At 29.2% G+C, this 25,295-nt stretch carries 27 protein-coding genes; 13 read left to right on the forward strand and 14 right to left on the reverse strand.

Going from position 1 to position 25,295, the window contains the following annotated elements; genetic code table 11:
• Positions 1 to 10: 10 nt before the first annotated feature.
• Positions 11 to 1,564 carry a T9SS response regulator signal transducer PorX gene (gene porX, locus ACZ49Z_RS16575; RefSeq protein ID WP_464305416.1) on the reverse strand — a complete coding sequence of 518 codons (1,554 nt, stop codon included), beginning with the start codon at positions 1,562 to 1,564 and terminating at the stop codon, positions 11 to 13.
• Between the two features lie 232 nt (positions 1,565 to 1,796).
• On the opposite strand from porX, the gene ACZ49Z_RS16580 reads away from it, so the two are divergent.
• The 8 genes from ACZ49Z_RS16580 to sucD all read left to right on the forward strand — a co-directional run bounded on the left by ACZ49Z_RS16580 (position 1,797) and on the right by sucD (position 9,278).
• Positions 1,797 to 3,032 carry an HD domain-containing protein gene (locus ACZ49Z_RS16580; RefSeq protein ID WP_464305417.1) on the forward strand — a complete coding sequence of 412 codons (1,236 nt, stop codon included), beginning with the start codon at positions 1,797 to 1,799 and terminating at the stop codon, positions 3,030 to 3,032.
• 111 nt (positions 3,033 to 3,143) lie between these two features.
• Positions 3,144 to 4,160, forward strand: a complete 1,017-nt coding sequence (gene lpxD / locus ACZ49Z_RS16585) for a UDP-3-O-(3-hydroxymyristoyl)glucosamine N-acyltransferase (RefSeq protein WP_464305418.1) — start codon at positions 3,144 to 3,146, stop codon at positions 4,158 to 4,160.
• A 14-nt stretch (positions 4,161 to 4,174) separates the two neighbouring features.
• On the forward strand, positions 4,175 to 5,563 hold the full coding sequence (locus tag ACZ49Z_RS16590; protein ID WP_464305419.1) for a bifunctional UDP-3-O-[3-hydroxymyristoyl] N-acetylglucosamine deacetylase/3-hydroxyacyl-ACP dehydratase: 1,389 nt from the start codon (positions 4,175 to 4,177) through the stop codon (positions 5,561 to 5,563).
• A gap of 9 nt (positions 5,564 to 5,572) precedes the next feature.
• Positions 5,573 to 6,361 (forward strand): acyl-ACP--UDP-N-acetylglucosamine O-acyltransferase, encoded by a 789-nt coding sequence (gene lpxA, locus ACZ49Z_RS16595; protein ID WP_464305420.1) that lies wholly within the window; start codon positions 5,573 to 5,575, stop codon positions 6,359 to 6,361.
• Positions 6,362 to 6,392: 31 nt separating this feature from the next.
• Complete coding sequence (gene efp / locus ACZ49Z_RS16600) at positions 6,393 to 6,953, forward strand: elongation factor P (protein WP_464305421.1); 561 nt, start codon at positions 6,393 to 6,395, stop codon at positions 6,951 to 6,953.
• 71 nt (positions 6,954 to 7,024) lie between these two features.
• Positions 7,025 to 7,966 (forward strand): UDP-3-O-(3-hydroxymyristoyl)glucosamine N-acyltransferase, encoded by a 942-nt coding sequence (locus tag ACZ49Z_RS16605; protein WP_464305422.1) that lies wholly within the window; start codon positions 7,025 to 7,027, stop codon positions 7,964 to 7,966.
• Entirely contained in the window at positions 7,953 to 8,318 is a 366-nt protein-coding gene (locus ACZ49Z_RS16610) for a nuclear transport factor 2 family protein (RefSeq protein WP_464305423.1), read from the forward strand. Before ACZ49Z_RS16605 ends, ACZ49Z_RS16610 begins: the two co-directional genes overlap by 14 nt.
• 87 nt (positions 8,319 to 8,405) lie before the next feature.
• Positions 8,406 to 9,278: a succinate--CoA ligase subunit alpha gene (gene sucD / locus ACZ49Z_RS16615; RefSeq protein ID WP_464305424.1), complete on the forward strand. Its 873-nt coding sequence runs from the start codon at positions 8,406 to 8,408 to the stop codon at positions 9,276 to 9,278.
• Between the two features lie 61 nt (positions 9,279 to 9,339).
• Here the strand turns inward: sucD and ACZ49Z_RS16620 are convergent, their stop codons facing one another.
• From ACZ49Z_RS16620 to ACZ49Z_RS16630, 3 genes are all read right to left on the reverse strand, one after another.
• Positions 9,340 to 10,527 (reverse strand): cytochrome-c peroxidase, encoded by a 1,188-nt coding sequence (locus ACZ49Z_RS16620; RefSeq protein ID WP_464305425.1) that lies wholly within the window; start codon positions 10,525 to 10,527, stop codon positions 9,340 to 9,342.
• A 147-nt stretch (positions 10,528 to 10,674) separates the two neighbouring features.
• Positions 10,675 to 11,280 (reverse strand): exonuclease domain-containing protein, encoded by a 606-nt coding sequence (locus ACZ49Z_RS16625; RefSeq protein ID WP_464305426.1) that lies wholly within the window; start codon positions 11,278 to 11,280, stop codon positions 10,675 to 10,677.
• 5 nt (positions 11,281 to 11,285) lie between these two features.
• Complete coding sequence (locus tag ACZ49Z_RS16630; protein WP_464305427.1) at positions 11,286 to 13,205, reverse strand: DUF294 nucleotidyltransferase-like domain-containing protein; 1,920 nt, start codon at positions 13,203 to 13,205, stop codon at positions 11,286 to 11,288.
• A gap of 366 nt (positions 13,206 to 13,571) precedes the next feature.
• Between ACZ49Z_RS16630 and ACZ49Z_RS16635 the strand changes: the two genes are divergently transcribed.
• From ACZ49Z_RS16635 to ACZ49Z_RS16650, 4 genes are all read left to right on the forward strand, one after another.
• A complete protein-coding gene (locus tag ACZ49Z_RS16635) occupies positions 13,572 to 13,943 on the forward strand; it encodes a hypothetical protein (protein ID WP_464305428.1) in 372 nt (123 codons plus the stop codon).
• A gap of 118 nt (positions 13,944 to 14,061) precedes the next feature.
• Positions 14,062 to 14,670, forward strand: a complete 609-nt coding sequence (locus ACZ49Z_RS16640; protein ID WP_464305429.1) for a YqaA family protein — start codon at positions 14,062 to 14,064, stop codon at positions 14,668 to 14,670.
• Positions 14,667 to 14,936 carry a DUF3817 domain-containing protein gene (locus ACZ49Z_RS16645; protein WP_464305430.1) on the forward strand — a complete coding sequence of 90 codons (270 nt, stop codon included), beginning with the start codon at positions 14,667 to 14,669 and terminating at the stop codon, positions 14,934 to 14,936. The genes ACZ49Z_RS16640 and ACZ49Z_RS16645 overlap by 4 nt, the downstream gene beginning before the upstream one ends.
• Before the next feature lie 13 nt (positions 14,937 to 14,949).
• Positions 14,950 to 16,194, forward strand: coding sequence for a mechanosensitive ion channel family protein (locus ACZ49Z_RS16650; RefSeq protein ID WP_464305431.1), 1,245 nt, complete (start codon positions 14,950 to 14,952; stop codon positions 16,192 to 16,194).
• A gap of 1 nt (position 16,195) precedes the next feature.
• Here ACZ49Z_RS16650 and ACZ49Z_RS16655 read toward each other — a convergent pair whose 3' ends face one another.
• Positions 16,196 to 16,588, reverse strand: coding sequence for an acyl-CoA thioesterase (locus ACZ49Z_RS16655; RefSeq protein WP_464305432.1), 393 nt, complete (start codon positions 16,586 to 16,588; stop codon positions 16,196 to 16,198).
• A gap of 164 nt (positions 16,589 to 16,752) precedes the next feature.
• Here ACZ49Z_RS16655 and ACZ49Z_RS16660 point away from each other — a divergent pair, with 164 nt between their 5' ends.
• On the forward strand, positions 16,753 to 17,145 hold the full coding sequence (locus ACZ49Z_RS16660) for a glyoxalase (protein WP_464305433.1): 393 nt from the start codon (positions 16,753 to 16,755) through the stop codon (positions 17,143 to 17,145).
• Positions 17,146 to 17,175: 30 nt separating this feature from the next.
• On the opposite strand, the gene ACZ49Z_RS16665 is transcribed toward ACZ49Z_RS16660, so the two are convergent.
• The 9 genes from ACZ49Z_RS16665 to hisA all read right to left on the reverse strand — a co-directional run bounded on the left by ACZ49Z_RS16665 (position 17,176) and on the right by hisA (position 25,292).
• Positions 17,176 to 17,847, reverse strand: a complete 672-nt coding sequence (locus tag ACZ49Z_RS16665) for a DUF2461 domain-containing protein (RefSeq protein ID WP_464308077.1) — start codon at positions 17,845 to 17,847, stop codon at positions 17,176 to 17,178.
• Between the two features lie 299 nt (positions 17,848 to 18,146).
• Entirely contained in the window at positions 18,147 to 18,755 is a 609-nt protein-coding gene (locus tag ACZ49Z_RS16670; RefSeq protein WP_464305434.1) for a hypothetical protein, read from the reverse strand.
• Positions 18,756 to 18,759: 4 nt separating this feature from the next.
• Entirely contained in the window at positions 18,760 to 19,284 is a 525-nt protein-coding gene (locus tag ACZ49Z_RS16675; RefSeq protein ID WP_464305435.1) for a hypothetical protein, read from the reverse strand.
• A gap of 320 nt (positions 19,285 to 19,604) precedes the next feature.
• Entirely contained in the window at positions 19,605 to 20,069 is a 465-nt protein-coding gene (locus ACZ49Z_RS16680) for a hypothetical protein (RefSeq protein ID WP_464305436.1), read from the reverse strand.
• Positions 20,070 to 20,142: 73 nt separating this feature from the next.
• A complete protein-coding gene (locus ACZ49Z_RS16685; RefSeq protein WP_464305437.1) occupies positions 20,143 to 21,585 on the reverse strand; it encodes a T9SS type A sorting domain-containing protein in 1,443 nt (480 codons plus the stop codon).
• A 107-nt stretch (positions 21,586 to 21,692) separates the two neighbouring features.
• Positions 21,693 to 22,961, reverse strand: a complete 1,269-nt coding sequence (locus ACZ49Z_RS16690) for a T9SS type A sorting domain-containing protein (protein WP_464305438.1) — start codon at positions 22,959 to 22,961, stop codon at positions 21,693 to 21,695.
• Positions 22,962 to 23,061: 100 nt separating this feature from the next.
• On the reverse strand, positions 23,062 to 23,661 hold the full coding sequence (gene hisIE, locus ACZ49Z_RS16695) for a bifunctional phosphoribosyl-AMP cyclohydrolase/phosphoribosyl-ATP diphosphatase HisIE (RefSeq protein ID WP_464305439.1): 600 nt from the start codon (positions 23,659 to 23,661) through the stop codon (positions 23,062 to 23,064).
• A gap of 51 nt (positions 23,662 to 23,712) precedes the next feature.
• Positions 23,713 to 24,468 (reverse strand): imidazole glycerol phosphate synthase subunit HisF, encoded by a 756-nt coding sequence (gene hisF, locus ACZ49Z_RS16700; RefSeq protein WP_464305440.1) that lies wholly within the window; start codon positions 24,466 to 24,468, stop codon positions 23,713 to 23,715.
• Positions 24,469 to 24,566: 98 nt separating this feature from the next.
• Positions 24,567 to 25,292, reverse strand: coding sequence for a 1-(5-phosphoribosyl)-5-[(5-phosphoribosylamino)methylideneamino]imidazole-4-carboxamide isomerase (gene hisA / locus ACZ49Z_RS16705; protein ID WP_464305441.1), 726 nt, complete (start codon positions 25,290 to 25,292; stop codon positions 24,567 to 24,569).
• Positions 25,293 to 25,295: the final 3 nt, after the last annotated feature.

Consider the following 25,295-nt stretch of genomic DNA (forward strand, 5'->3'; position numbering starts at 1 on the left):
CTTTTAAATTCTATTTTGGTTCTAAAACTAAAAAGGGAATAATCATTTCTTCTAGTGAAATTCCTCCATGTTGATAGGTATTTCTATAATAGCTTACATAATGATTGAAATTATTTACATAGGCTAAGAAAAGATCATTTTTTGCAAAAATAAAAGAGCTACTCATATTTAAAGAGGGTAATCCAATTTTTTTTGGATCTTTTATTGCAAATACATCTTTATCTTCATAGGTTAAACTTCTACCTGTTTTATAGCGAAGGTTTAAACTTGTGTTCTTGTCTCCAATTACTTTTGAAGGGTTTTTGCAATTAATTGTTCCATGATCTGTGGTAATTATTAATTTAAATCCTTGTTTTTGCGCTTGTTGGATAATATCTAAAAGTGGAGAGTTTTTAAACCAACTAACTGTTAAAGAGCGATAAGCCTTGTCATCTGAAGCTAGTTCTTTCACAACTTCCATTTCTGTTTTTGCATGAGATAGCATGTCGACAAAATTATAGACAATTGTTGTTAAATCATTACCTTTTAATGCTTTAAAGTTTTCGGCAAGTTTTTTACCATCTTTAAAGTTGGTTATTTTGTAATATTCTTGTTTAATGTTTAAGCCTAGACTTTTTAATTGTTCTGTTAAAAATTCTCCTTCATAAAGGTTTTTTCCGCCATCATCGATATCATTTTTCCAATATTGAGGGAATTTTTTTTCCATTTCTAATGGGGTTAGTCCTGAAAATATGGCATTTCTAGCATATTGTGTAGCAGTCGGTAAGATAGAAAAATAACTTACTTCTTTTTCTAATTTGTAATGATTGTTTACGATATTTTCAAATGCTTTCCATTGGTCATATCTCAAATTGTCTATTACCACGAAAAGGATTGGCTTATCTTTTTTTCTAATTTCTGGAGCTACTAATTCGCCAAATATTTTATGTGATAGAATTGGTTTGTCGTCGGTTTTACTAAACCAGTCTTCATAGTTGCGCTCAATGAATTTACCAAATTGATTGTTTGCTTCTGCTTTTTGGCTTTCTAATATTTCTACCATACTTTGGTCTGCAATATTTTCGAGTTCCATTTCCCAATAAATTAATCTTTTATATAGATCAACCCATTCTTCAAAAGAATTTACCATAGCCATATCCATAGCTATTTTTCTAAATTCTTTTTGATAATCTAATGTTGTTTTTTCAGATATTAATCGAGAATGATCTAAGTTTTTCTTTAAGCTTAATAGAATTTGATTTGGGTTTACAGGTTTGATTAAATAATCTGCAATTTTTGAACCAATGGCTTCTTCCATTATATATTCTTCTTCACTTTTTGTAATCATAATCACAGGGACAGAAGATTTTTTTTCTTTAATTTCTGAAAGCGTTTCTAGGCCACTAAGACCAGGCATGTTTTCATCTAAGAAAACAATATCAAATTTTGTTTCTTCAAATAAATCAATAGCATCTTGACCATTATTACAAGTGGTTACGTCGTAATTTTTCTTTTCCAAGAATAATATATGTGGTTTTAATAAATCTATTTCATCATCAACCCAAAGAATTTTTATTTTGTTCATATCTTATGTTCTCGTTTATTTATTATTGTATTTTAGATGCAAGTTAGTATAACTTCAACGTGAATGTATTAAAATTAGTATAAAGTTTTAATATTTGTTTTCAAAGACTATAAATTGTTTTTCATTTGCTCCTTATTTTTTTTAAAAAATAATAAAAAATATAATCATATTTAGGTCTATTTCGCTGAGTAATATTTATTTCCTTACATTTGTTGTCCAAAAATTTATACTTGTGATTCAAACTAATAAATTAAAAATTTTTAACGACCCAATATATGGTTTTATTTCTATTCCAAACACACTTATATACGATTTAATTCAACACCCTTATTTTCAAAGATTAAGACGTATCTCTCAAATGGGAATGTCATATCTTGTATATCCAGGTGCACATCATACACGGTTTCATCATGCTTTAGGGTGTTTGCACATTATGCAAAAAGCTGTACAAACATTAAAATTTAAAGGTGTTGCTATTTCTGATGAAGAGCAAGATGCTCTTTATATTGCTATTTTGCTTCACGATATTGGTCATGGACCATTTAGTCATGCTATGGAGCACAGTATTGTGGAAGAAGTGCATCATGAGGAATTGTCATTGTTGTTTATGAAACAGTTAAATGATGAATTTAATGGTAAGCTTTCTTTAGCAATTCAGGTTTTTACAGGAGATTATCATAGAAAATTCATGATGCAGCTCATATCTAGTCAGTTAGATATGGATAGGATGGATTACTTAAGAAGGGATAGTTTTTATAGTGGGGTTGCAGAGGGTAATATAAATAGTGAGCGTTTAATTCAAATGATGAATGTTCAAGATGATTTATTAGTTATTGAAGAAAAAGGGATTTATTCTGTTGAGAAGTTTTTAGTTGCAAGACGTTTAATGTATTGGCAAGCCTATTTGCACAAAACAAGTGTTGTTGCAGAACTTACATTGACACGAATTTTGAAAAGAGCAAAGGAATTAACACAGAAGGGAGTAGTTTTAGAAGCTAGTAAACCGTTGTTGTTTTTTATGAAAAATAAAGTTTCTTTAGAAGATTTCGATAAATCAATTTTAAATACATTTTCTCAATTAGATGATTATGATGTTTTAAGTGCTATTAAAGCTTGGCAATTTCATGAAGATTATGTTTTATCTAGGCTTTGTACAATGATTATAAATCGTGATTTATTGAAAATTAGAATGCTAGATGAAAAACCTAGTAAGGAAGTTTTGAATAACTATAAAGCTGCTTTTTTTAAAATTAAACCTTTAACAGAAAAAGAATTAGATTATTTTGTTTTTAGAGGTAAAGTTAAAAACCAAGCCTATAATAAAGATAGTGAGCCAATTAGAATACTCACAAAAGACAAATGTATTGAGGATGTAGTTGAAGCATCTGATCAGTTGCACTTGAAAGCTTTGTCAAAACCAGTTACAAAATATTTTATATGTTTTCCAAAAGTAGTCTTAGAAGTATAACAATTTAATTTAATTTTATACTTTTGTCAGAATAAATTAGAGTAGGCTCTATTTTTTAGACAAAGAAAAAGGAAGTCATTCCGATTTAAGTCGATAATTTAAATAAAGTAAATGAAATTTACAGCAGAGCAAATAGCAGGTATTTTAGATGGTGAGGTTGTAGGTAACCCCAATGCAGAGGTTTTTAAATTAGCAAAAATAGAAGAAGGAACAGAAGGTTCTTTAACTTTTTTAGCTAATCCAAAATATGCTAGCTATATATTTACAACTGAAGCCACTATTACAATTGTTAATAAAACATTTGAAACAGAACAAGTAATTAAGACAACTTTAATAAAGGTAGAAGATGCCTATAAATCTTTTTCCAAATTATTAGAATATTATAACCAAGTTAAATTAATGAAATCTGGAATTGAACAGCCTTCAATGATTTCAGAAAATGTAACTTATGGTGAAGGTTTGTATCTAGGAAGTTTTTGTTATATTGGAAAAAATGTAACAATAGGTAAGAACGCAAAGATTTATCCTAATAGCTTTATTGGTGATAATGTAGTTATTGGTGATGATTGCGTCTTTTTCGCGGGTGTTCGCATTTATTCCGAAACAATTATAGGGAATAACTGTACAGTACATTCAGGAACTATTATTGGCTCTGATGGTTTTGGATTTGCACCACAAGAAGACGGATCCTATGCGAAAGTGCCACAGATTGGAAATGTTGTTATAGAAGATGATGTAGAAATTGGATCTTGCACCACAATAGATAGAGCTACATTAGGTTCTACTATAATTAAAAAAGGTGTAAAATTAGACAATCAAATACAAATTGCTCATAATGTTGAAATAGGTGAAAATACTGTAATAGCAGCACAAACAGGAATAGCAGGTTCAACAAAAATTGGTAAAAATTGTATGATTGGTGGGCAAGTTGGCTTTGCAGGACACTTAGTAATTGGAGATAATGTGAAAATTCAAGCTCAATCAGGAATAGGTAAAAACCTTTCAGAAGGAGAAGTTGTGCAAGGTAGTCCCGCATTTAATTATGGAGATTTCTCAAAATCATATGTGCATTTTAGAAATTTACCCAAAATAGTTTCCGATTTAGAAAAAATAAAAAAGAATAACTAAATTTTACAATTATCATGGTTAAACAAAAAACCATCGCTAGCGAAATTTCATTAACAGGAGTGGGTTTACACACTGGTCAAGAAGTTAAAATGACGTTTAAACCAGCACCAGTTAATAATGGCTTTACGTTTGTTAGAGTCGATTTAGAAGGTCAACCAATTATTGAAGCAGATGCTAACTATGTAGTTAACACGCAGAGAGGAACCAACCTTGAAAAAAGAGGCGTTAAAATTCAAACTTCAGAGCACGTACTTGCTGCTTTTGTGGGTTGTGATGTTGATAATGTTATTATAGAGCTAAATGCTTCTGAGCCACCTATTATGGATGGTTCATCTAAATATTTTGTTGAAGCTATAGAAACAGTAGGAGTAATTGAACAAGAAGCCGAAAGAAAGGTATTTGTTGTTAAAGATGTTATTTCCTATACAGATGAAGTTACAGGAAGTGATATAACGATTATTCCGAGTGATACCTATAGCGTAACTGCAATGGTAGATTTTGGTACTAAAGTATTAGGAACACAAAATGCTAGTATAAAAAATATTAGTGAATTTAAAGATGAAATTTCTGAAAGTAGAACCTTTAGTTTTCTACATGAATTAGAAATGCTTTTAAATAATGGATTAATTAAAGGAGGAGATTTGAATAATGCAATTGTTTATGTTGATAAAGATATTTCTTCAGAAACAATGGAAAACCTTAAAAAAGCATTTAATAAAGACTCAATAGCTGTAAAACCAAATGGAATTTTGGATAATTTAACATTACATCATCCAAATGAAGCAGCAAGACATAAATTATTAGACGTTATTGGTGATTTAGCGTTAATTGGTACAAGAATTCAAGGAAAAGTTATTGCTAATAAACCGGGTCATTTTGTCAATACTCAATTTGCAAAAAAACTAGCAAAGATTATTAAGATTGAAGAAAGAAATCAGGTGCCTGTTTATGATTTAAACAAAGAACCTTTGATGGATATTCATCAGATAATGAAAATGTTGCCACATAGACCTCCATTTTTATTAATTGATAAAATTTTAGAATTAACAGATAGTGGAGTAGTAGGATTAAAAAATGTTACAATGAATGAACCTTTCTTTGTTGGACATTTTCCTGATGCACCAGTAATGCCAGGAGTTTTAATTGTTGAAGCAATGGCTCAAACAGGAGGTATTTTAGTACTTAGTACTGTGCCAGATCCAGAGAACTATTTAACTTACTTTATGAAAATTGATAACGTTAAGTTTAAACAAAAAGTATTACCTGGAGATACACTAGTATTTAAATGCGATTTAATTACATCTATCAGAAGAGGAATTTGTCACATGCAAGCAAATGCTTATGCTAATGGTAAATTGGTAGCAGAGGCAGAATTAATGGCACAAATAGTTAAAAAACAATAATATTTTATTATGAATCAACCACTAGCTTACGTTCATCCTGGGGCAAAAATTGCAAGAAATGTTGTAATTGATCCCTTTACGACCATTCATAATAATGTAATAATTGGTGAAGGGACTTGGATAGGTTCAAACGTTACTATTATGGAAGGTGCCAGAATTGGTAAAAATTGTAATATTTTTCCTGGTGCTGTAATTTCTGCTGTTCCTCAAGATTTAAAATTTGGAGGAGAAGACTCATTAGCAATCATTGGAGATAATACAACGATAAGAGAATGTGTAACCATCAATAGAGGTACAATTGCATCGGGTCAAACAAAAATAGGTGATAATTGTTTAATTATGGCTACTGCTCATATTGCACACGATTGTCAAATTGGAAATAATGCAATTATTGTAAATGGTGTCGCTCTAGCAGGACATGTAACTGTAGGGGATTATGCTATTATTGGTGGGCTTGCAGCGATTCATCAGTTTATTTCTGTTGGAGAACACGCTATGGTTTCGGGAGGATCTTTAGTAAGAAAAGATGTACCTCCTTTTACTAAAGCAGCTAAAGAACCTTTATCTTATGTGGGTATAAATTCGGTTGGGCTTAGAAGAAGAGGGTTTACTACCGAAAAAATTAGAGAAATTCAAGATATATACAGGATTTTATATCAAAAAAATTACAATACAACACAGGCTTTGAGTATTATTGAAGCCGAAATGGAAGCTACTCCAGAGAGAGATGATATTATTCAATTTATCAGAAATTCATCTCGTGGTGTAATGAAAGGTTATACAGGTAGCACAATATAAAAAATTAAGATCATAAAAATAAACATATAAAATGGCAAGTACTTCAGATATCAGAAACGGACTTTGTATTAAATACAATCACGATATTTATAAAATTATTGAATTCCTACACGTTAAACCAGGAAAAGGTCCTGCATTCGTTAGAACCAAATTAAAGTCATTAACAAACGGAAAAGTTTTAGATAATACTTTTTCTGCTGGGCATAAAATTGATGTTGTTAGAGTAGAAACACATACTTTTCAGTATTTATATGCAGAAGGGCAAGAATTTCACTTTATGAATACAGAGACATTTGAACAAATTTCATTAAACAGAGATGTTTTAGATGCTCCAGATTTATTAAAAGAAGGTGAAAATGTTATGATTCAAGTTAATACTGAAACTGATTTACCTTTATCGGTAGATATGGCTGCTTCTGTTATTTTAGAAGTAACTTATACAGAGCCAGGAGTGAAAGGAAATACAGCGACTAATGCAACAAAACCAGCAACTGTTGAAACAGGGGCTTCTGTAAATGTTCCTTTATTTATTAATGAAGGAGACAAAATTAAGATTGACACTGCATCTGGTAAATATATGGAGCGCGTATAATAAGGTAATAGTGAATAGTGATTAGTAAAAAGTTAGCTAATCACTTTTTGCTAATCACTAATTACTATTTTATGAAATTTAATAAAAAGCATACTCTAAAAGAAATTGCAACATTAATAAATGCTTCATTTATTGGCGATGAAAATTTCCCTGTTTTAGGAATGAATGAAATACACGTTGTTGAATCGGGGGATATTGTTTTTGTGGATCATCCTAAATATTACGATAAAGCGTTAGATTCTGCGGCAACAATTATTCTAATTAATAAAGAGGTAAATTGTCCAGAAGGGAAAGCATTATTAATTTCCGATGATCCTTTTCGTGATTTTAATGTTTTAGCAAAGCACTTTCGACCTTTTATTCCCGCTACGGTTTCTATTGCTAATTCAGCAGAAATAGGTGAGGGAACTGTAATTCAACCTAATTGTTTTATAGGTAATAATGTAAAAATAGGTTCTAATTGTATTATCCATGCAAATGTTATTCTATATGACAATACTATTGTAGGGAATAATGTGATTATACAATCTGGAACAATTTTGGGAGCCGATGCATTCTACTATAAGAAACGTCCAGAAGGATTTGACCAATTATTATCTTCTGGGAGGGTTGTTGTCGAAGATAATGTTGGAATAGGAGCGTTATGTACCATAGATAAAGGAGTTACTGGAGATACAACTATTGGATCAGGTACAAAAATTGACAATCAAGTTCATGTTGGACATGATACGGTAATTGGTAAAAAATGTTTAATTGCTGCTCAAACAGGAATTGCAGGCTGTGTGATTATTGAAGACGAAGTTACACTTTGGGGGCAAGTAGGCACCACAAGTGGTATTACAATTGGTGCAAAGGCAGTAGTTATGGGACAAACAGGTGTGACTAAATCTATTAATGGTGGGAAAACTTATTTTGGCACTCCAATAGAAGAATCACGAGAAAAATTAAAGCAATTGGCTAATATTAAAAAAATACCTCAAATTTTAGATCAATTAAAGAATGATGAAAAATAAAGAACTTATTCAGAAAATATATGTTGAAGAAGGCATTAGAAATGCAGAAACTTTAGATAAATGTTTTCATGAAAATGTTATTTTAGAATGGACAAGTTCTGAAGGTGATTTAATTTTGCATAAAAAAGATATAATAAAAATTGCAGAAGAGTTATTTTCAAATTATAGTACGTCTTTTATAGAGATAACGCATCTTATAGAAGAAGAAAATAAGGTAGCTGTTAAATATAATCATAAAGTTGCAACGATAGAGAATCCAGATGAAATAATGCTAATTGCTAAATTTATAGTGATTTGGGAGATGGAAAATGGTAAAATAATAAAAGGCTATCAAATAAGTCAACCAATTTAAAGAAAAAATAATAAAAAAAGGCATCGTTTTTTTTACAAAAAACTTACTTTTGCAACACAATTTAAAAACTAATATAATAATCATATCATGAGTGTTTTAGTAAATAAAGATTCAAAAATAATAGTTCAAGGTTTTACAGGAAGCGAAGGTACTTTCCATGCTTCTCAAATGATTGAATATGGAACTAACGTTGTTGGTGGTGTAACTCCAGGAAAAGGTGGGACTTTACATTTAGACAGACCTGTTTTTAATACTGTACAAGAAGCTGTTGAAAAAGCTGGAGCTGATACATCAATTATCTTTGTTCCGCCTGCGTTTGCTGCAGACGCAATCATGGAAGCAGCTAATGCTGGAATTAAAGTTATTATTTGTATAACAGAAGGAATTCCTGTAGCAGATATGATTAAAGCTTATGACTATATTCAATCTAAAGATTGTCGTTTAGTTGGACCAAACTGTCCAGGTGTAATTACACCAGAAGAAGCAAAAGTTGGTATTATGCCTGGTTTTGTATTCAAAAAAGGAAATGTTGGTATTGTTTCTAAATCTGGTACATTAACTTATGAAGCTGCTGACCAAGTTGTGAAACAAGGTTTAGGTATTACTACAGCTATTGGAATTGGTGGAGACCCAATTATTGGAACAACTACTAAAGAAGCGGTTGAATTATTGATGAACGATCCAGAAACTGAAATTATCATTATGATTGGTGAAATTGGTGGACAATTAGAGGCTGATGCTGCTAAATGGGTAAAAGCTGATGGAAACCGTAAGCCAGTAGTTGGATTTATTGCTGGTGAAACAGCTCCAAAAGGTAGAACAATGGGGCATGCGGGTGCAATTGTTGGTGGTGCTGATGATACTGCGGAGGCTAAAAAACATATCATGAGAGAAAACGGAATTCATGTTGTAGATTCTCCAGCTGAAATTGGTAAAAAGGTAAAAGAAGTTTTAGGTTAATATCTTCTAATAATACTATTAAACAAGCCCCGAAAAATTCGGGGCTTGTTCGTTATTTCTGTTATTCAAAAGGAGAACTCCATTTTGAATTTGTATATACATCTGTCCCAGATAAAGTAATGAGAAAAGCTTGGAGGGCACTCATTTCTGCTCCTGTCATATTAAGCTTTTGACCATTACCTCCCGGTTTTAATCTCGGATCAAGATTCGTATTACCAATTGCTAAATTAATTGTATTATAATGACCCACAGCCGCTTGTAAACTAGCAATATTCCCAGTATGCATTAATGTTGTGTTTAATATTCCATTTGGGTTTACTAAATCTCTTAAAGAAGGTGCACGTGTATTTGTTAGATCAATACCAGTTCCATTAATAGTCCCTATAATTCCATTGTTTAATGAATTAGGATCTATATCAAATTCTGGAGCTCTATGACAACCTGCGCATCCAACACCGCCACCAACTCTAGAACCAGTATTGTCAAATTGTGGAGGAGTTAAAAATAGATTTTTTCCTTGGTTTTCTTGTTGTGTAAAATTTGGGAAAGGCTGATTATCATTTGCAACTAAAACTCTACCAGCGTCATATTTGGAATCAAAAGATTGAATACTTCTTATGAACTGAGCTAAAGCATTTTGAATTTTAATTTCGGTTATTTCGGTCGAACCATAAACAAAACTGAATAATTCTGGATAATATGGAATCGCACTTAGTTTAGTAATCAAATCGTTAAAGGATAAATCTCCATTTGATCCACTAAACCCCATTTCGCTATGATCTTTGATAGGCATAGTGGTTTGAATTTCTAATGTAGCAGCTCTTTCGTCCCAAAAGAATTTTGTTTCATTGGAAAATCTAGCATTAATTAATCGCATCGAATGTCTTCCAGTAGTCCCGTTGACACCTGTACTTGCAATGACATTGTCCCCAAAAGCATTTGCTTGTTTATGACAACTTGCACAAGCAATAGTATTATCTGAAGATAAATTTTTATCATAAAATAGCACTCTGCCTAACGTTGCTCCTTTATTGGTAATTGGATTGTTTACACTATTATCTTTTGTAATATAATTGGGAATATTTTGATTTGCATAATTATCTAAATTTTCAAGATCTATTTTGTTATTAAATGTGGCAGAAATGTTTGGATAACTTACAATATCATCATAGGTGTCATCAGAATTATTATTACAAGAGAATAATATTGGAAAAACAAATAAACTGAACAGTACTCGATTAGTTTTCATAAGCATAAAATTTAATTAACTTATATTTTGACACTTCAAAATCAAAAAGGTTTAATTTCATTATTTTTAATTGAAACATCTTTTAGCCTAGTGCCTTTTTCAAAAAATTAAACGAGCAAATAAAGAATTATCAGTTATATCAAATAATTAAAAATTGATGTTGAGTTTTCTTTTCAATTTCAGAAAAATTTGCGCTTTAATATATGTATCTCCTGAAGAGGTATATCTATCGTTTTTCTTTATTTTGTATGCATCACAAAGTTGATCTAACGTTATAATTTCGTCTTGAGGTAAATCTTTTAATTTTTGATACATTATATTAATGTCCATAAATTCATTTTTTAGTTTTCCTGCATTTAAATTTTCTAAGGCTTCATTAATTAATTCAATATCATTTTCTATATTTTGACTAACTAATGTAGCTTCTCTAATGAACTTTATAAATTGAATTATTGCTTCATCATAATTTACTTTTTCATTATCATCTTTCAAGATATCATGAATGATTATTTCTTCGGGTGTGGTACTGTTTTTTTTTATAAATAATTCTAAAAAATCATCAATACGTATGGTATCATTCTCTATACCTATTCCGCTCAAAACAATCAGACTATTTGCTGTGTTTTCTGAACTTCTTTTTAAGTCAAAAACAACAAATCTTCTAACGCTTTGTTTGTTTTCAAAATGAAGTAGGTATTCTTCCCAAAATTTTGGGTAATCTTTCAAAATATTTTTTAAAAATGGAATATCCATACGTTTTAAGTAAAATAAGTCAGTTTAAATTTATTCTTAATGATTTCTTGAACATCATTAATGGGTTGAAAAGTGTTTTTTAATTTCACTTTGTCTAGTTTTGATAATTCTTTTAAATTTAAATAGTTACCATCAGAATTGTGTAGAAGACCTTCTTCCGTCCTGAATTTAAGCAATTCAAGAAAAGCTTCTTCACAAGCTTCATAGGTTGGAGCGTTTATAGGTTCTATTTCTGCAAGTTTCGCAAAGCGAGATGCTGTATTATTAATATTTTTAATTCCATAATCTAAAATTAAAATTCGAGCAGCATCAATAAGCTGTAATAATGCTCTTCTTTTAATATCAAAAGCATCTTTATGTTCTCCGTCACTTTCTACTAAAAACTGTCTAAAAAAACCAAGTGGAGGCGGATTTTTTAATGCTTCAGCTCCCAAATAGGCTAAAAATAATTGATTATCTTTTGAATGTTCAAAAATAGTATCTGTTATTTCTTTAACCAAAGACTCACTACCATAAACAAAATCATAATCAAAAAAGAGGGTGCTTATTACTGCCTGTTTTTCTCTTGGGTTTAAAATCCACGTTCTGAATTGATTTTTCCAATCGCTAATTGATTTACACCATTGCGGATTGCTTGCCATCATATTGTCTTCACAATAGGAATAGCCAATTTTATTTAATTTTTTTGTAACGATACTCCCAATTTGTAGAAAATATTGTTTCACTTCATCATATCTTTCATCACTAACATCTTCAAATATTAGAGCATTGTCTTGATCAGAAAGTAATAATTGTTCTTTTCTACCTTGACTTCCAATATTTATCCAAGAAAAACGACAAGGAGGTGGGGTGCCTATTTTTTCAATTGCTTGGTCTATTGCTTTTTGAGTAATAGCAATGTTAATTTCGCTAACAATTGAACAAATATGTCTTATTGGTATGTTTTTATCAATAGAATGCTGAATTAAATCTGAAACCTTTTCTCTAATATTTTTTAAATCGTTTGTGTTTTGTGCTCTTTTTGCTTGTTTTAAAAGTACTCCTGGGTTATTTGCTTGAGCAACTACAATATCGTGTTCAGAAATAATACCACTAATTTGAGAGTGACAGGTTCCATCTTTAGTTACACATAAATGACCAACGTTGTGTTTAAGCATCATCATTTGCGCTTCAACTATTGAAAGGTTTTCGGCTACCGTAATTACAGGAGAAGACATTACTTTGTTTATTGTTGTATCGATAGAGTAGTGTCCGGTAGCAATTTTAGACCTCAAATCTTTATCGGTTACAATTCCAATTGGTAATCCATCTTTATGAATAATAATACTTCCAATTTTTCTATTTGACATAATTAATGCAATATTTTTCACAATTTCTGTAGGAGAAGCTGTTACTGCATTTTTTGTATATCGAATTGGTTGATAATATTGAATTTCATTAGTGCTATCATTGTAAATTACATTTTCAGATAATAATTTCCCCTTATGATTTTTATCTAATGGATTTCTTGTATTGGATGCAAAACTTTGCAATAAAAAAGTCATTACATTATTATTTTGCAAAACAATTGGTTTAAAAACTTCAATAGGAATAGCATATAGAATACTATCTTCACGCGCTTTAGCATTCATTAAATAATTATCTTTTGCAAAAAAAGGTCTTAAACCAATAATATCTCCTTCATCACATTTGTCAATTAAGATATCATCTGAATCTGACGTTATAGTAAGCCCAATTGCTCCAGAAGCTACTACGTAGAACGTTGTGTGTGTTTGATCATTTACTTTGAATAAAAAATCATTTTTTTCAAGATAGATAACATTTATATTTTTAGCAATTTCAAATAGAGTTTTAGTTTCAATACTCGTAAAAGGATGAAAACGTTTTAAAAAGCTGGCAATACGTTCTGCAATAGGGTTTTTCATTTTTATTGGGATTAAACGAATTTACAAAAAAATCTTAAGCAAAATAAAGAAATTATTAGCTTCAAATAATTAATATTTTATTTAATAAACGATGTTATCATTGTTTATTATAGTTTGCCATAGAAGAGTAAATATCAAATCTAATTTGTACTGATATATAAGCTTTTAAAATTTCTATTTTACATAATATATATTATAGTTCATTTTATAATATTGATTAAAAGATTATGAATTATACAATATTTGTAGTGTTAAATACTATACTTTAAAATAATTAAATTATTAAGCAAGTATTTTATCCAAATAAACTATTGTTTAAAACTTAATAAAGTTTTAAATTTGCCAACCTTAATTATACACGTACAGATGGAAAACAAATATGCACAGAAATTAATTGAAAAAATTCAAAAAGAAGTTCTACAAGATAAATTCGATTTAGAGTCTATTGTTGCAGATTTAAAGAAAATTAGAGAATATTCTCTAGAAGAACAAAATCCTGTAGTAACTAAAGCTTTGAGATTAGCGTATGAACATTTAGAAAGCAATAATGCATTTCTAATTGGAATTCCAGATGATGAACCGTTAGAATCTGAAGAAAAACAAGCACAAAACGTTTCTGAAGAAAATGATATTGAAAGTTTTGAGTATTTCATGTCTCTTTTATATGATTTATCAATAAAAAACAATCTTTTAGATCTAAGAGAATATAATAAGGCTTTTATAGCTTTTAATGACTAATCGTATTTCTATTTTACATAATATTAAAATCGGTAAGTTATTACCGATTTTTTTATATATACTTTAACACAAGTATATGTAATATTCTCACTAAATTTGCTCACCTAAATCTCTATTAATGCAAAAGCAAAAAAAATCAAGATTAAAATTAATGCACCAGTACTATAAATATACTGGTTTTTATTCTTTTATTTGGAAGAATACAAGAAAAGCATTGGTTCCATTAGCCATAATTGTGGCAATTTTACTTTATGTTAATTATAAAGTAATGAATATTAATGATATGCTTTTGGAGTTAACCAGAAATTTTAGCGATTTCACCATTTTTACAGTGTTTTTAATTTCCGAAAGTATTTTAGGTCTCATACCTCCAGATATTTTTATAGCATGGACAAAAAGTACACCAACACCACTACTCTATTTAGCTATTTTAGCTTTTTTATCGTTTTTAGGAGGTGTTTTCTCATATTATAAAGGTAGAACTTTGTTACTTGTTCCTAAAATCAATAATTATCTTGAAGGAAGAATGACGAAACATATAAGAAATATGCAAAAATGGGGTGGTTTCCTTATAGCTGTTGGTGCACTATTGCCATTACCTTTTGCTATAGCTTGTCTTGCTGCAGGAATGATTAAATTTCCACAAAAACAGTTTTTCATATTTGCATCATTACGTATCTTTCGTTTTGTTATTTACGGTTATGTTATTTATTCTACATTATCATGATAAAATTTTTTAAAATAATCGCACTTTTAGAAGGTATTTCTCTTTTATTGTTACTGTTTTTTGCAATGCCAATGAAATATTTTTTTCAACAGCCTGTATTTGTAAAACAAATTGGTATGGCTCATGGATTACTATTCATTGCTTATATTGTTTTAGCAACCGTTTTTAAAATCGAGAAAAAATTTGATTTTAAAACATATATGATAATTTGTTTAGCTTCAATCATTCCTTTTGGGACTTTTTATGTTGAAAAAAAATATTTATAAAGATTAGTTATTAATGAAAATATTCAATTGGGTATATCGCATTTTAAAAGATTTAGATTTTAATGAGAATTTAGCTCAATATATTAATCTATTTTTCAATATATTAATTCTTATACTTGTTGCTTACATATTAGATTATATTTTTAAAAAAATATTAATCATTATTTTAGCTATAATTGCCGCTAAAACTAAATCAACTTTTGATGATTTTCTAGTTGCAAATAAAACAGCAAAATACATTGCACATTTAGTTCCATTAGTTTTTGTTTACAGAACTGTTCCCGTAATTCTTAAAGATTTTACTTCTTGGGATAATTTTTTTGAAAAAGGGATAAAAATATATATCATAATTTTATCTCTTTGGATTATTCGTAGTGTTTTTAACGCTTTGAGAGATTATTTGAAACACAAACCTAGATATAGTGATAAACCTATTGATAGTTATATTCAAGTAATTATGATTCTTTTATGGGGATTTGGTATTTTCTCTTTCATTTCTATTTTGTTTGAAATTAGTAGACCTGTTTTTATTACTGCTTTGGGTTCTATTTCTGCAATTGTAATTCTAATTTTTAGAGATACTATTTTAGGTTTTGTGGCTAGCATATCTGTTTCTGTAAATGATATGGTTCGAATTGGCGATTGGATTACTATGGAAAAATTTGGAGCAGATGGAGATGTTATTGAAATAAACTTAGCAACTGTCAAAGTTAGAAATTTTGATAACACAACAACAACAATACCTACCTATAGTTTAATTTCTGATAGTTTTAAAAACTGGAGAGGGATGTTAAAATCTGATGGTAGAAGGATTAAAAGATATATTTTGATTAAATCAAAATCTGTTCGTTTCATTTCAGACGAGGAAGCAATTAATTTTAAAAAAATACATCACTTAGATCATTATATAGATCATCGTCAAAATGATATTAAAAAACATAATGCTAATAATAACATTGATAAATCACTAATTATTAATGGAAGAAATCTAACTAATCTTGGATTGTTTCGAAAGTATATTGAAAGATATATCCAAAGTCATTCAGGCATTAATAAAGATATGTTGTTAATGGTTAGGCATCTACAGCCTACAGAAAAAGGTATACCAATAGAAATATATTGTTTTTCAAAAGATAAAACATGGGAAAATTATGAGTATATAATGGCAGATATTTTTGACCATGTTATTTCTTCTGTTCGATTTTTTGATTTAGAACTTTTTGAATTAGATGTTGCTATTGCTAGTGAAAAATCTTGATTTAAGAATTTTTTAATCGATCTTCTACATATTCTACTTTTGTTTTGCCATGTGGTTTTGGTGTTCCATTTTCATCTAAATTCACCATAGTTATAGAATCTACCGAAAGTATTTTTTCTTGTGTCATTTTATTTCTAGCTTCACATCTTAAGACGAGTGATGTTTTTCCAAATTTTACCACTTCAATGCCTAATTCTATAATGTCACCTTGTTTAGCAGAGCTCATGAAGTTTATTTCTGTCATGTGTTTTGTTACTACTCTAGGATTTTCCAATTGAATTATGCTATAAAGAGCTGCTTCTTCATCTATCCATGCTAAAAGCTTGCCTCCAAATAAAGACTCATTAGGATTTAAATCTTCTGGTTTTACCCATTTTCTTGTGTTAAAATTCATTATATCTATTTTTATTTTATGAAGCAAAAATAATTAAAATATCCTTTTTTTTTGAACATTAGGAAATTTAAAGTATAGAATTATTATTAATAAATTAACATTTGTCTATCTCTTTCTAAAGACAATTTTTTCTAAATTTATTAAGAATAAATTACTACTTAAAAATGAAAACAAAAGAAGAATTGATATTAGAAGCCAGAGGTGAATTTTTAGGTACAATCAATCAAAATTCAAGTTCTGAAGAAGTTTTTCAAAATAAAACATTACGCCCAATTCTTAAGCTTCAAAACGATTTGTTTATTGAAGTTTTTAGAAATTATGCTATAAAACAGAAGAGTGTTTTTTTTGGGCTTAGTCCAGAAAAAAAAATGAGCTATATTGAAAAGGCTATTCAACGAGACATTAAATTTAGAAATTCTCTTAAAGGAATGATTATTGGCTTATTTACTATTGATGAATATCAAGAATATATTTTAGATTCATCTAATTTAAATAAAAGAATGATGAACTTACTTATAGAAAGAATAAAAAGTCAAATTCAGTTATTTGAACAATAATTTATTTAAGCTTTTAAACTGTTAGCTACATTAAATAATACTTTCTCCATTCAAATCGGTTGTAAGCACTTCACTCATAAAATTAAAGAAAGGTCTCATCGCTTGAAACGTTTTTATAATTTCATCTTTAAAATTAGCAGATAATACTTCTTCATTTGTAAAGTTGCGTGATACTATATATTGTTTTTTTCTTATTAAATCAATATTTGGGTGTGAACTATCAAAATCTCTTGGAGCTGTTTTAAGTTCTTCGCCTTGCAACGTTCCAAAATATTTTTTAAAAGTTGCTTCATTAATTATTGTTCTTAATTCTGACGCATCAAGTTCTAATTCTTTGCGAATTCTCAATAAATCTTCTGAATTTGGCTCCCAAAAACCTCCACCTACAAAACTTGCATTGTTTTCAATATGAAGATAATAACCTCCTCTTAACATTGGTTTTGTTCTAACATAGCCAGAACTAAAATTGGCTTTATAGGGTGATTTATCTTTAGAAAAACGTACATCTCTATAAATTCTGAAAATTTTAATTTTTTCAATGCTATCGGTTTTACCAAGCTCTTCTCCTATTGAATTAAAAAAAAATTTTGTTTCTTTTTGTAATTTGTCAAATCGTTTTTTATTTTCTGCAAACCAATCGCGGTCATTGTTCATCTTTAACTCAGTCAGAAAATCAAATGTCTCTTTATAAATCATTTTAATTAATTTTTTATTTGAGCTATGTCACTTTTTTTAAAAGTTGTATTGTTTTAAAATACATCAACTTGACTATCATTTACTTTATATCATTCTTAACAACTAACATCTTCAAACATAAGCAAGAATAATTATAGATGAAAATATTTTATAATGAGAATGTATTTTTTAGTCTAAAAGACTTTTTTTCAAGATACAAGCTTATTTACATTCACAAAAGTAATGAAAATTGTTTTGAATATTCGTTTGCTTTTCGATTTAGCATTTTAATTATATAAACATTATTTAAAAAGATTTCAACTATTTTATTTTGCTATTTGAAGTTGGTAAATTGTTTCTCCTATCTTTTTTCTACTAGGTAATTCCTCACCCAAATCAATAAAAGTATATTTGCTATATACATCCGGAATTATAAAGGGTTGATTACCTTTGTATTGAGCTTCGTAATATAATTGTTCTTGATTGCTGCCTAAAGCAGAAGCTAGCGTATTACTTAAAGAATTTCCCTCATATAATGCATTCATATTTACTAATGCAAAGTTTTTATCCATTGCTAAATCAAATCGATAAAGGTTATAATTTGATTCGTTTGGATTATCTAAACTGAATTCAAATTCAAATTCGTTTTCTAATTTATCTTCTTTATTCCAAACCTTTACTAAATATTTTCCAGGGAGAATTTGAGTTATCTTTTGTTCTCCAGGATTTATTTTTTCATCTATAGACCATTCATTACTTTGCTCACCATTCTTATTAATTGCTTCGAAAGTAGTCGATTTACTTTCATTACTAGTATTTAACAAGCAAAAAGATTGTCTGTTCCCATCTTGTTGATTTGCAATAGATCCAAGGATAACCCCACCTAGAAATAGTAAGCCTAAAAAAATTAAAATTATTTTTACTACTGTTTTCATAGGTCTATATTTCTAATGAAGCAGTAATTACTGCCTTTATTTTATTTTCTAACATTTTATTTTCTTCTTTATATTTTTTTAATAGGAATGATTTTAATATAGTAGATATAATAACTCCTGGAATAAATGCAATTGCTCCCCCTAAACCTGCAGCTAATTTATATCCAGGTAGAAAATCTAATGGAGCAATGTCATTGGCTCCCATATAAGCACCCGAAAACATGAATGGAAAGCCAATGCCATATAGTAAATAGGTTCCTAATTTTGTAGATTCTGTTATTTCAATATTAATTTGATTATAGTCCTTATCTTTCCAATTAATACCAATGTTTGCGCCTATTTTTGTACCTTTTCTAATTTTAATTTCATTTAACAAATTACCATTATCATCGGATTTATTTGCAATTTCTGAATGTACTAGAAAGGTTGGTTCGAATTCATCAATAATATTCTTTATAATTGTATTTGTAATTTTTTCTAATTCAATAATGGCGTCTGTTGGATTAGTTGCATTTAGCTTGTGTTTCATGATATTTTTTGAAATTATTTTGTGTCTTATTTTTTTAGTCTAATACTCTAAAGGAATTAAATAAAAAAAGCGCTTTCATATGTTTTTATTTTCTATAGCTACCTGTACATAGCTAAATATTAAATAATTGCTTACATATAATTGTCATAATCTGTGTTATGTAAGTTTCATATGACTTATTTTTAATACTGCAAAATTCGATATAGTTTTAAAATAAAAAATCACCTATTTTGGGTGATTTTTAAATTTTTATACTATTTTTTATTTAATTTTTTCTAGTATTAATCGCTTTTTCCTTGTAATTTAAAGACAAAACAACTTTATTCATTGTTTATTCGTTTAAAAATTGTGTGCGTTACACTTGCTTTATTTTCAGTACAACAAGATTCTATTAATTTTACTTTTAAAGTGTTATCATCTAAAAATAATATTTCATATTTATTGTAATCATTGCCTACTGGGCTATTAAATGTAATAAAATTATCTACTTTAGTCCAAGTAGCATTATGATTAGAGTTTACACATTCATAATCAAAACTTACTTCATTGTAGATTCCATTTGCTAAAATTTCTTTATAGTTATGATTTGTATTACAACTATTGTGATAATCATTATAGGCATTTTCATCTTCTATTCCATTTGGAAATGATGCTACTTTATAATACATCCACTTTCCTTCAATTTTTGAAGATGATTCAGTTTGTTTTTCATTCTCATCTTTTGAACAAGCTGTAATATTTAACAAAACAACTGTTAGTAACATCAATTTTAAGGTTTTTTTCATTTATATATAATTTAGTTAAAATAATAATGTGTAATAGATTTATGTATATGGTTTAGATCTATATTTTAATTTTTTATTCTTTTATTATTTGTTTTACCAATATCCCCTTATCTGTTTCCAGGTGAAGAAAATAGAAACCATTGGATAGATTTAAAAGATTAATTGTGTTATTATGAATTTCTTGGGATTTATTTACTAACCTTCGTCCGTTTAGATCTATGATAGAATAGTTTTTAAATAAAAAATCATCATTATTTTTAATATACAGGTTATCTTTTACAGGATTTGGATGTATAATAATTTGTTTTGAGAGTTCAAAGTTGTTTATATTTAATACAGCAGTTAAATCATAATTTCTGACTATACCTCTATTTGAATTATAAAATATTGAACTAGCTGCTAATGTGTTACCATCTGATGATAAACTTAAACCATTTCCGAAATTTTCAAACTGATTACCATTTATATCATTCCCTATTTGGGTCCAATTGTTACTATTTAATTCTCTATATATTTTTATCTGTCCAGAATTGGTTCCGTTACTATCATTATTAGTAGAACTGATTGCTATAATTGTTCCATCATAATTTATAGCTACATTACTTCCGAATTGATCTGTTGCTGTTTGGCCATTTATATTTTGCCCTATTTGGGTCCATGAATTACTGTTTCTTTCAAAAACTTTCACTTGTCCGGCATTTGTGCCATTTTCTCCATTTAAAGGTGCAGAAACGATTACTCTATTACCATTTCCAGATAATGCAATTGTCGATCCAAAAGCATTTCCTTGAGCTGTACCGTCAATATCATTACCAATTTGATTCCAATTATTGGCAACATTCTCAAAAACTCTAACATGCCCTGTTGCACTTCCATTAACGGCATTGTTTCTTCCGCTTACAGCTAATACATTTCCATCTGAGGACAGTGAAAGGCTACTTCCAAAATAATCATTTGAAGCTTCACCGTCTATCTTTTGTCCAATAATTTCCCAATTAGCACCATTTAATGCAAAAACTTTTGCATAACCATTTCCATTTTGGCCACCTGATGCAATTTTTGTCCCATCAGCAGAAATACTAACACTTGTACCAAAAAAATCATTATTAGCTATTCCAGTTACACCATTTCCAATTTGATTCCATACACCTCCTGTATATTCATAAACTTTAATTATTCCTCTTGAAAAATTATTCCCTGGTGATCCAATAACAATTCTTGTCCCATTTGCAGAAATGGCAACTGATGTTCCAGAATAGTCTAGTGTTCCTCCATTGATTGTTGCTCCTAATTGATCCCAAGTAGTTCCGTTTCTTTGAAATATTTTGACTTCACCATTTGCGTTACTTCCACCTGCAATTCTTGAACCTACAACTTGAATACTTCCATTAGCGTTTAAGGCTACGCTTGAACCCAAATAGTTGGTATAGGATGTTCCATTAATTTCTCCAATTGATGATTGAGAAATTATAAAGTGAAAAGACAGTAACAAAATAAAAGTAATTTTTTTTCTCATACTTTTTTTATAAAATTAATAATTAAGTTTTTTGCAAATTTCTGTAATGTATTTAAATAACAAATCACCCTTTTCGGGTGATTTGTTACTATGTTTTATTTTTTTAGTTATTCAATTATTATTTTTTGATTTGTCTTGCCTATGTTTGTTTGAATTTCTAAGTAATAAAACCCTTTCAAAAGGTTGGATGTGTTAATCTTTGTTGAATTTGTATTTAAGATTTCTTGTCCTAAATAATTATAGATAATTACTCTGTTTAGAATTAAATTGTTTTTTAAATCTATTTGAATTTGATCCTTTGCAGGATTTGGATATACTGTTATTTGATGATTTTGTATAAAATTATTAGTATGTAATGTGCTAGGTGTGATTTTTCTTATTCTTTGATTATACCAATCAGAAACGAATAAAACCCCATTTGAGGCAATTGCAATGCCAGTAGGAGCACTAAACTGTGAATTTGTTCCATCTCCATCTTGAAAACCTATACCGTTTCCTGCTATACTTTGCACTGTTCCATACATATCAATTTTTCTAATTCTTGAACTGTATCTATCAGTAACAAAAAGATTTCCAGAATTGTCTATTTCAATATAATTAGGACCATTAAACTTGGCGATGTTAGCTGTTCCGTCTGTTGTGCCTTGTAATCCTGTTCCTGAAAAAGTTAATACATCGCCATTAGGTAGCAATTTTCTAATGGTTTGATTATTATGGTCTGCAATGAATAGATTTCCAGAAATGTCGATATCTAAATCTATTGGATTATCGAATAATGCATTTATTCCATTCCCATTAGCATAGCCACTTATTGTTGGGTTTCCTGCAATGGTTGAAACATCTCTATTTGGAGTTATTTTTCTAATGCAATGGTTATTTCTATCTGCAATGAATAAATTCCCGTTCACATCGATTGCTATTCCTGATGGACTGTTAAATCTTGCACTTGTACCGTTTCCATCTAAATAAGAACCATTAATTTCATTAACTGAATTTCCAGCATATGTGCTCACATCTCCAGAAGGCGTTATTTTTCTAATACAATGATTTCGTCTGTCAGCAACAAAAATATTACCAGTATTATTATCTATAGCTAATCCGTATGGTTCAAAAAATCGAGCTTCTGCAACAGTTCCATTAACATATCCTTGAACTCCACCTGCAATTGTTGTAACGTTTCCATTATTTGTTATTTTTAAAATGCTGTTACTTCCATAATTTGTAATAAACAAATTATCGTTGTCATCTATCGTCATTCCGCAAGGTGAGTTCAAAATTTGACCTGTATCATTTGATACAAAAGTGCTCACATTGTAAGTTTGTGAATAAAAGAGCGTGCTAAAGAGAACCATCAAAATTAAGTAAATATTTTTCATTTTATAAAAGTTTATTTGTTATTACAAATTTCAATAATATGATAAAATTAAAAATCACCCATTTCGGGTGATTTTAATTTAAATAATTGATTTAAATAGCTTATTTTTCTCTTTCTTTCAAAACATTTACCACATCATTTAATTGGAAGCCTTTTGCTTGTAATAAAATTAGATAGTGAAATAATAAATCGGCACTTTCAGATAAGAATAAATCATCGTTACTATCTTTTGCTTCAATGACCACTTCTACTGCTTCCTCTCCTACTTTTTGTGCTATTTTATTCATTCCTTTAGCAAACAAACTGGCTACATAACTTGTCTCTGAATTTGCATTCTCTTTACGTTCTTTAATAGTTTTTTCTAGTTTAGAAATAAATCCAAAATTCTGATTGTTAGCTTCTTGCCAGCATGTATCTAAACCTGTATGACACGTTGGGCCAGCTGGATTAACTTGTAATAAGAGAGTATCATTATCGCAATCATTTTTAATGGAAACTAATTCTAAAAAATTACCACTTTCTTCTCCTTTTGTCCATAATCGATTCTTAGATCGACTAAAAAAAGTTACTTTATTGGTTTCTAAAGTTTTATTTATAGCTTCCTGATTCATATAGCCAAGCATTAATACATTTTTGGTTAGATTGTCTTGTATAATGGCTGGAATTAATCCGTTTTCGTTTTTTGTAAAGTCTATTTTCATATTTTAGTTGCACAAAGATTCACAAAGTTGCTCTAAGTTTTTTTAATTATTTTATAATCTAATTGATATATTTTCATTTTTCAAAAATTTCTTTAAATCTGGGATTTCAATTTCTTGAAAGTGAAACACACTCGCTGCAAGTGCTGCATCTGCTTTTCCGTGTGTAAATGCATCTGCAAAATGTTGCTTATTCCCTGCTCCACCAGAAGCAATAATTGGAATATTAACTAATGCTGATAATTGAGCCAAAGCTTCATTGGCAAAACCATTTTTTGTTCCATCATTATCCATTGAAGTAAATAAAATTTCACCAGCTCCACGTTGCTCAACTTCTTTTGCCCACTCAAATAAATTTAATTGAGTTGGAACTTTTCCACCGACCAAGTGAACCATCCAATTGCCTTCAATTCGTTTCGCATCAATTGCTACAACAATGCATTGGCTACCAAATTTTGAACTTAGCTGATTAATTAAATCTGGATTTTTCACTGCTGATGAATTGATTGAAATTTTATCTGCTCCATTCTTTAATAGAATTGCGACATCTTCTACAGAAGAAATACCGCCTCCAACTGTAAACGGAATATTGATGGTTTGTGCTACTTTTCGAACTAATTCTACTAATGTTTTTCTACGTTCTTCAGTGGCTGAAATATCTAAGAAAACAAGTTCGTCTGCTCCTGTTTCACAATATTTTTTTGCTAATGCTACAGGATCTCCAGCATCTTTCAAATCTATAAAATTGACACCTTTAACGGTGCGTCCGTTTTTTATATCTAAACAAGGTATTATTCGTTTTGTAAGCATCTTTTAATTATTACACAGAGATTCACAAAGTTTTCTCAGAGATACACAAAATTCTTAAAGAATCTTTGTGATTATTTTGCGTGACTTTGCGAAATGATCTATTTATTTAAAATATATTCTTCTAATTGTTTTAATGTAATTCTACCCTCATAAATGGCTTTTCCGATAATGGTTCCTTCACAGCCTAATTCGGCTAATTTGGGTAATTCATCAAAAGTAGAAATGCCACCTGAAGCGATTAGTTTTACATTGGGACATTGATTTAAAATATCTTGATATAATTCAAAACTTGGTCCTTCAAGCATGCCATCTTTTGCAATATCGGTGCAAATTACATAGGATATGCCGTCATTTTGATAGTTTTGTATGAAGGGAATCACTTCTTCTTTACTCTCTTCTAACCAACCTGAAATGGCTATTTTTCTATTGTTTGCATCTGCTCCTAGTATAATTTTTTCAGTTCCATATTGAGCAATCCAATTTTTAAATAATTGGGAATTCTTTACAGCAATACTTCCACCAGTTATTTGATTTGCTCCACATTCAAAAGCAATTCTTAAATCATCATCAGACTTTAAACCACCACCAAAATCAATTTTCAAATTGGTTTTGGTAGCAATTTGTTCTAATACTTTATGGTTTATTATTTTGCTAGATTTTGCTCCGTCTAAATCTACTAAATGTAGGTATTGAATACCATGTTCTTCAAAAGATTTAGCAACCTCAAGCGGATTTTCATTGTATATTTTCTTTGTATCGTAATCGCCTTTCGATAAACGTACACATTTACCATCGATGATGTCTATTGCGGGTATTATTCTCATTTT

It is taken from the genome of Flavobacterium sp. KY-23415 (assembly GCF_055384985.1).

Bases quoted from the DNA above. Each gene is read 5' to 3' on its own strand.
- porX (WP_464305416.1), bottom strand. From the start codon at position 1,564: ATGAACAAAATAAAAATTCTTTGGGTTGATGATGAAATAGATTTATTA.
- lpxD (WP_464305418.1), top strand. From the start codon at position 3,144: ATGAAATTTACAGCAGAGCAAATAGCAGGTATTTTAGATGGTGAGGTT.
- ACZ49Z_RS16590 (WP_464305419.1), top strand. From the start codon at position 4,175: ATGGTTAAACAAAAAACCATCGCTAGCGAAATTTCATTAACAGGAGTG.
- lpxA (WP_464305420.1), top strand. From the start codon at position 5,573: ATGAATCAACCACTAGCTTACGTTCATCCTGGGGCAAAAATTGCAAGA.
- efp (WP_464305421.1), top strand. From the start codon at position 6,393: ATGGCAAGTACTTCAGATATCAGAAACGGACTTTGTATTAAATACAAT.
- ACZ49Z_RS16605 (WP_464305422.1), top strand. From the start codon at position 7,025: ATGAAATTTAATAAAAAGCATACTCTAAAAGAAATTGCAACATTAATA.
- ACZ49Z_RS16610 (WP_464305423.1), top strand. From the start codon at position 7,953: ATGATGAAAAATAAAGAACTTATTCAGAAAATATATGTTGAAGAAGGC.
- sucD (WP_464305424.1), top strand. From the start codon at position 8,406: ATGAGTGTTTTAGTAAATAAAGATTCAAAAATAATAGTTCAAGGTTTT.
- ACZ49Z_RS16620 (WP_464305425.1), bottom strand. From the start codon at position 10,527: ATGAAAACTAATCGAGTACTGTTCAGTTTATTTGTTTTTCCAATATTA.
- ACZ49Z_RS16625 (WP_464305426.1), bottom strand. From the start codon at position 11,280: ATGGATATTCCATTTTTAAAAAATATTTTGAAAGATTACCCAAAATTT.
- ACZ49Z_RS16630 (WP_464305427.1), bottom strand. From the start codon at position 13,205: ATGAAAAACCCTATTGCAGAACGTATTGCCAGCTTTTTAAAACGTTTT.
- ACZ49Z_RS16635 (WP_464305428.1), top strand. From the start codon at position 13,572: ATGGAAAACAAATATGCACAGAAATTAATTGAAAAAATTCAAAAAGAA.
- ACZ49Z_RS16640 (WP_464305429.1), top strand. From the start codon at position 14,062: ATGCAAAAGCAAAAAAAATCAAGATTAAAATTAATGCACCAGTACTAT.
- ACZ49Z_RS16645 (WP_464305430.1), top strand. From the start codon at position 14,667: ATGATAAAATTTTTTAAAATAATCGCACTTTTAGAAGGTATTTCTCTT.
- ACZ49Z_RS16650 (WP_464305431.1), top strand. From the start codon at position 14,950: ATGAAAATATTCAATTGGGTATATCGCATTTTAAAAGATTTAGATTTT.
- ACZ49Z_RS16655 (WP_464305432.1), bottom strand. From the start codon at position 16,588: ATGAATTTTAACACAAGAAAATGGGTAAAACCAGAAGATTTAAATCCT.
- ACZ49Z_RS16660 (WP_464305433.1), top strand. From the start codon at position 16,753: ATGAAAACAAAAGAAGAATTGATATTAGAAGCCAGAGGTGAATTTTTA.
- ACZ49Z_RS16670 (WP_464305434.1), bottom strand. From the start codon at position 18,755: ATGAAAACAGTAGTAAAAATAATTTTAATTTTTTTAGGCTTACTATTT.
- ACZ49Z_RS16675 (WP_464305435.1), bottom strand. From the start codon at position 19,284: ATGAAACACAAGCTAAATGCAACTAATCCAACAGACGCCATTATTGAA.
- ACZ49Z_RS16680 (WP_464305436.1), bottom strand. From the start codon at position 20,069: ATGAAAAAAACCTTAAAATTGATGTTACTAACAGTTGTTTTGTTAAAT.
- ACZ49Z_RS16685 (WP_464305437.1), bottom strand. From the start codon at position 21,585: ATGAGAAAAAAAATTACTTTTATTTTGTTACTGTCTTTTCACTTTATA.
- ACZ49Z_RS16690 (WP_464305438.1), bottom strand. From the start codon at position 22,961: ATGAAAAATATTTACTTAATTTTGATGGTTCTCTTTAGCACGCTCTTT.
- hisIE (WP_464305439.1), bottom strand. From the start codon at position 23,661: ATGAAAATAGACTTTACAAAAAACGAAAACGGATTAATTCCAGCCATT.
- hisF (WP_464305440.1), bottom strand. From the start codon at position 24,468: ATGCTTACAAAACGAATAATACCTTGTTTAGATATAAAAAACGGACGC.
- hisA (WP_464305441.1), bottom strand. From the start codon at position 25,292: ATGAGAATAATACCCGCAATAGACATCATCGATGGTAAATGTGTACGT.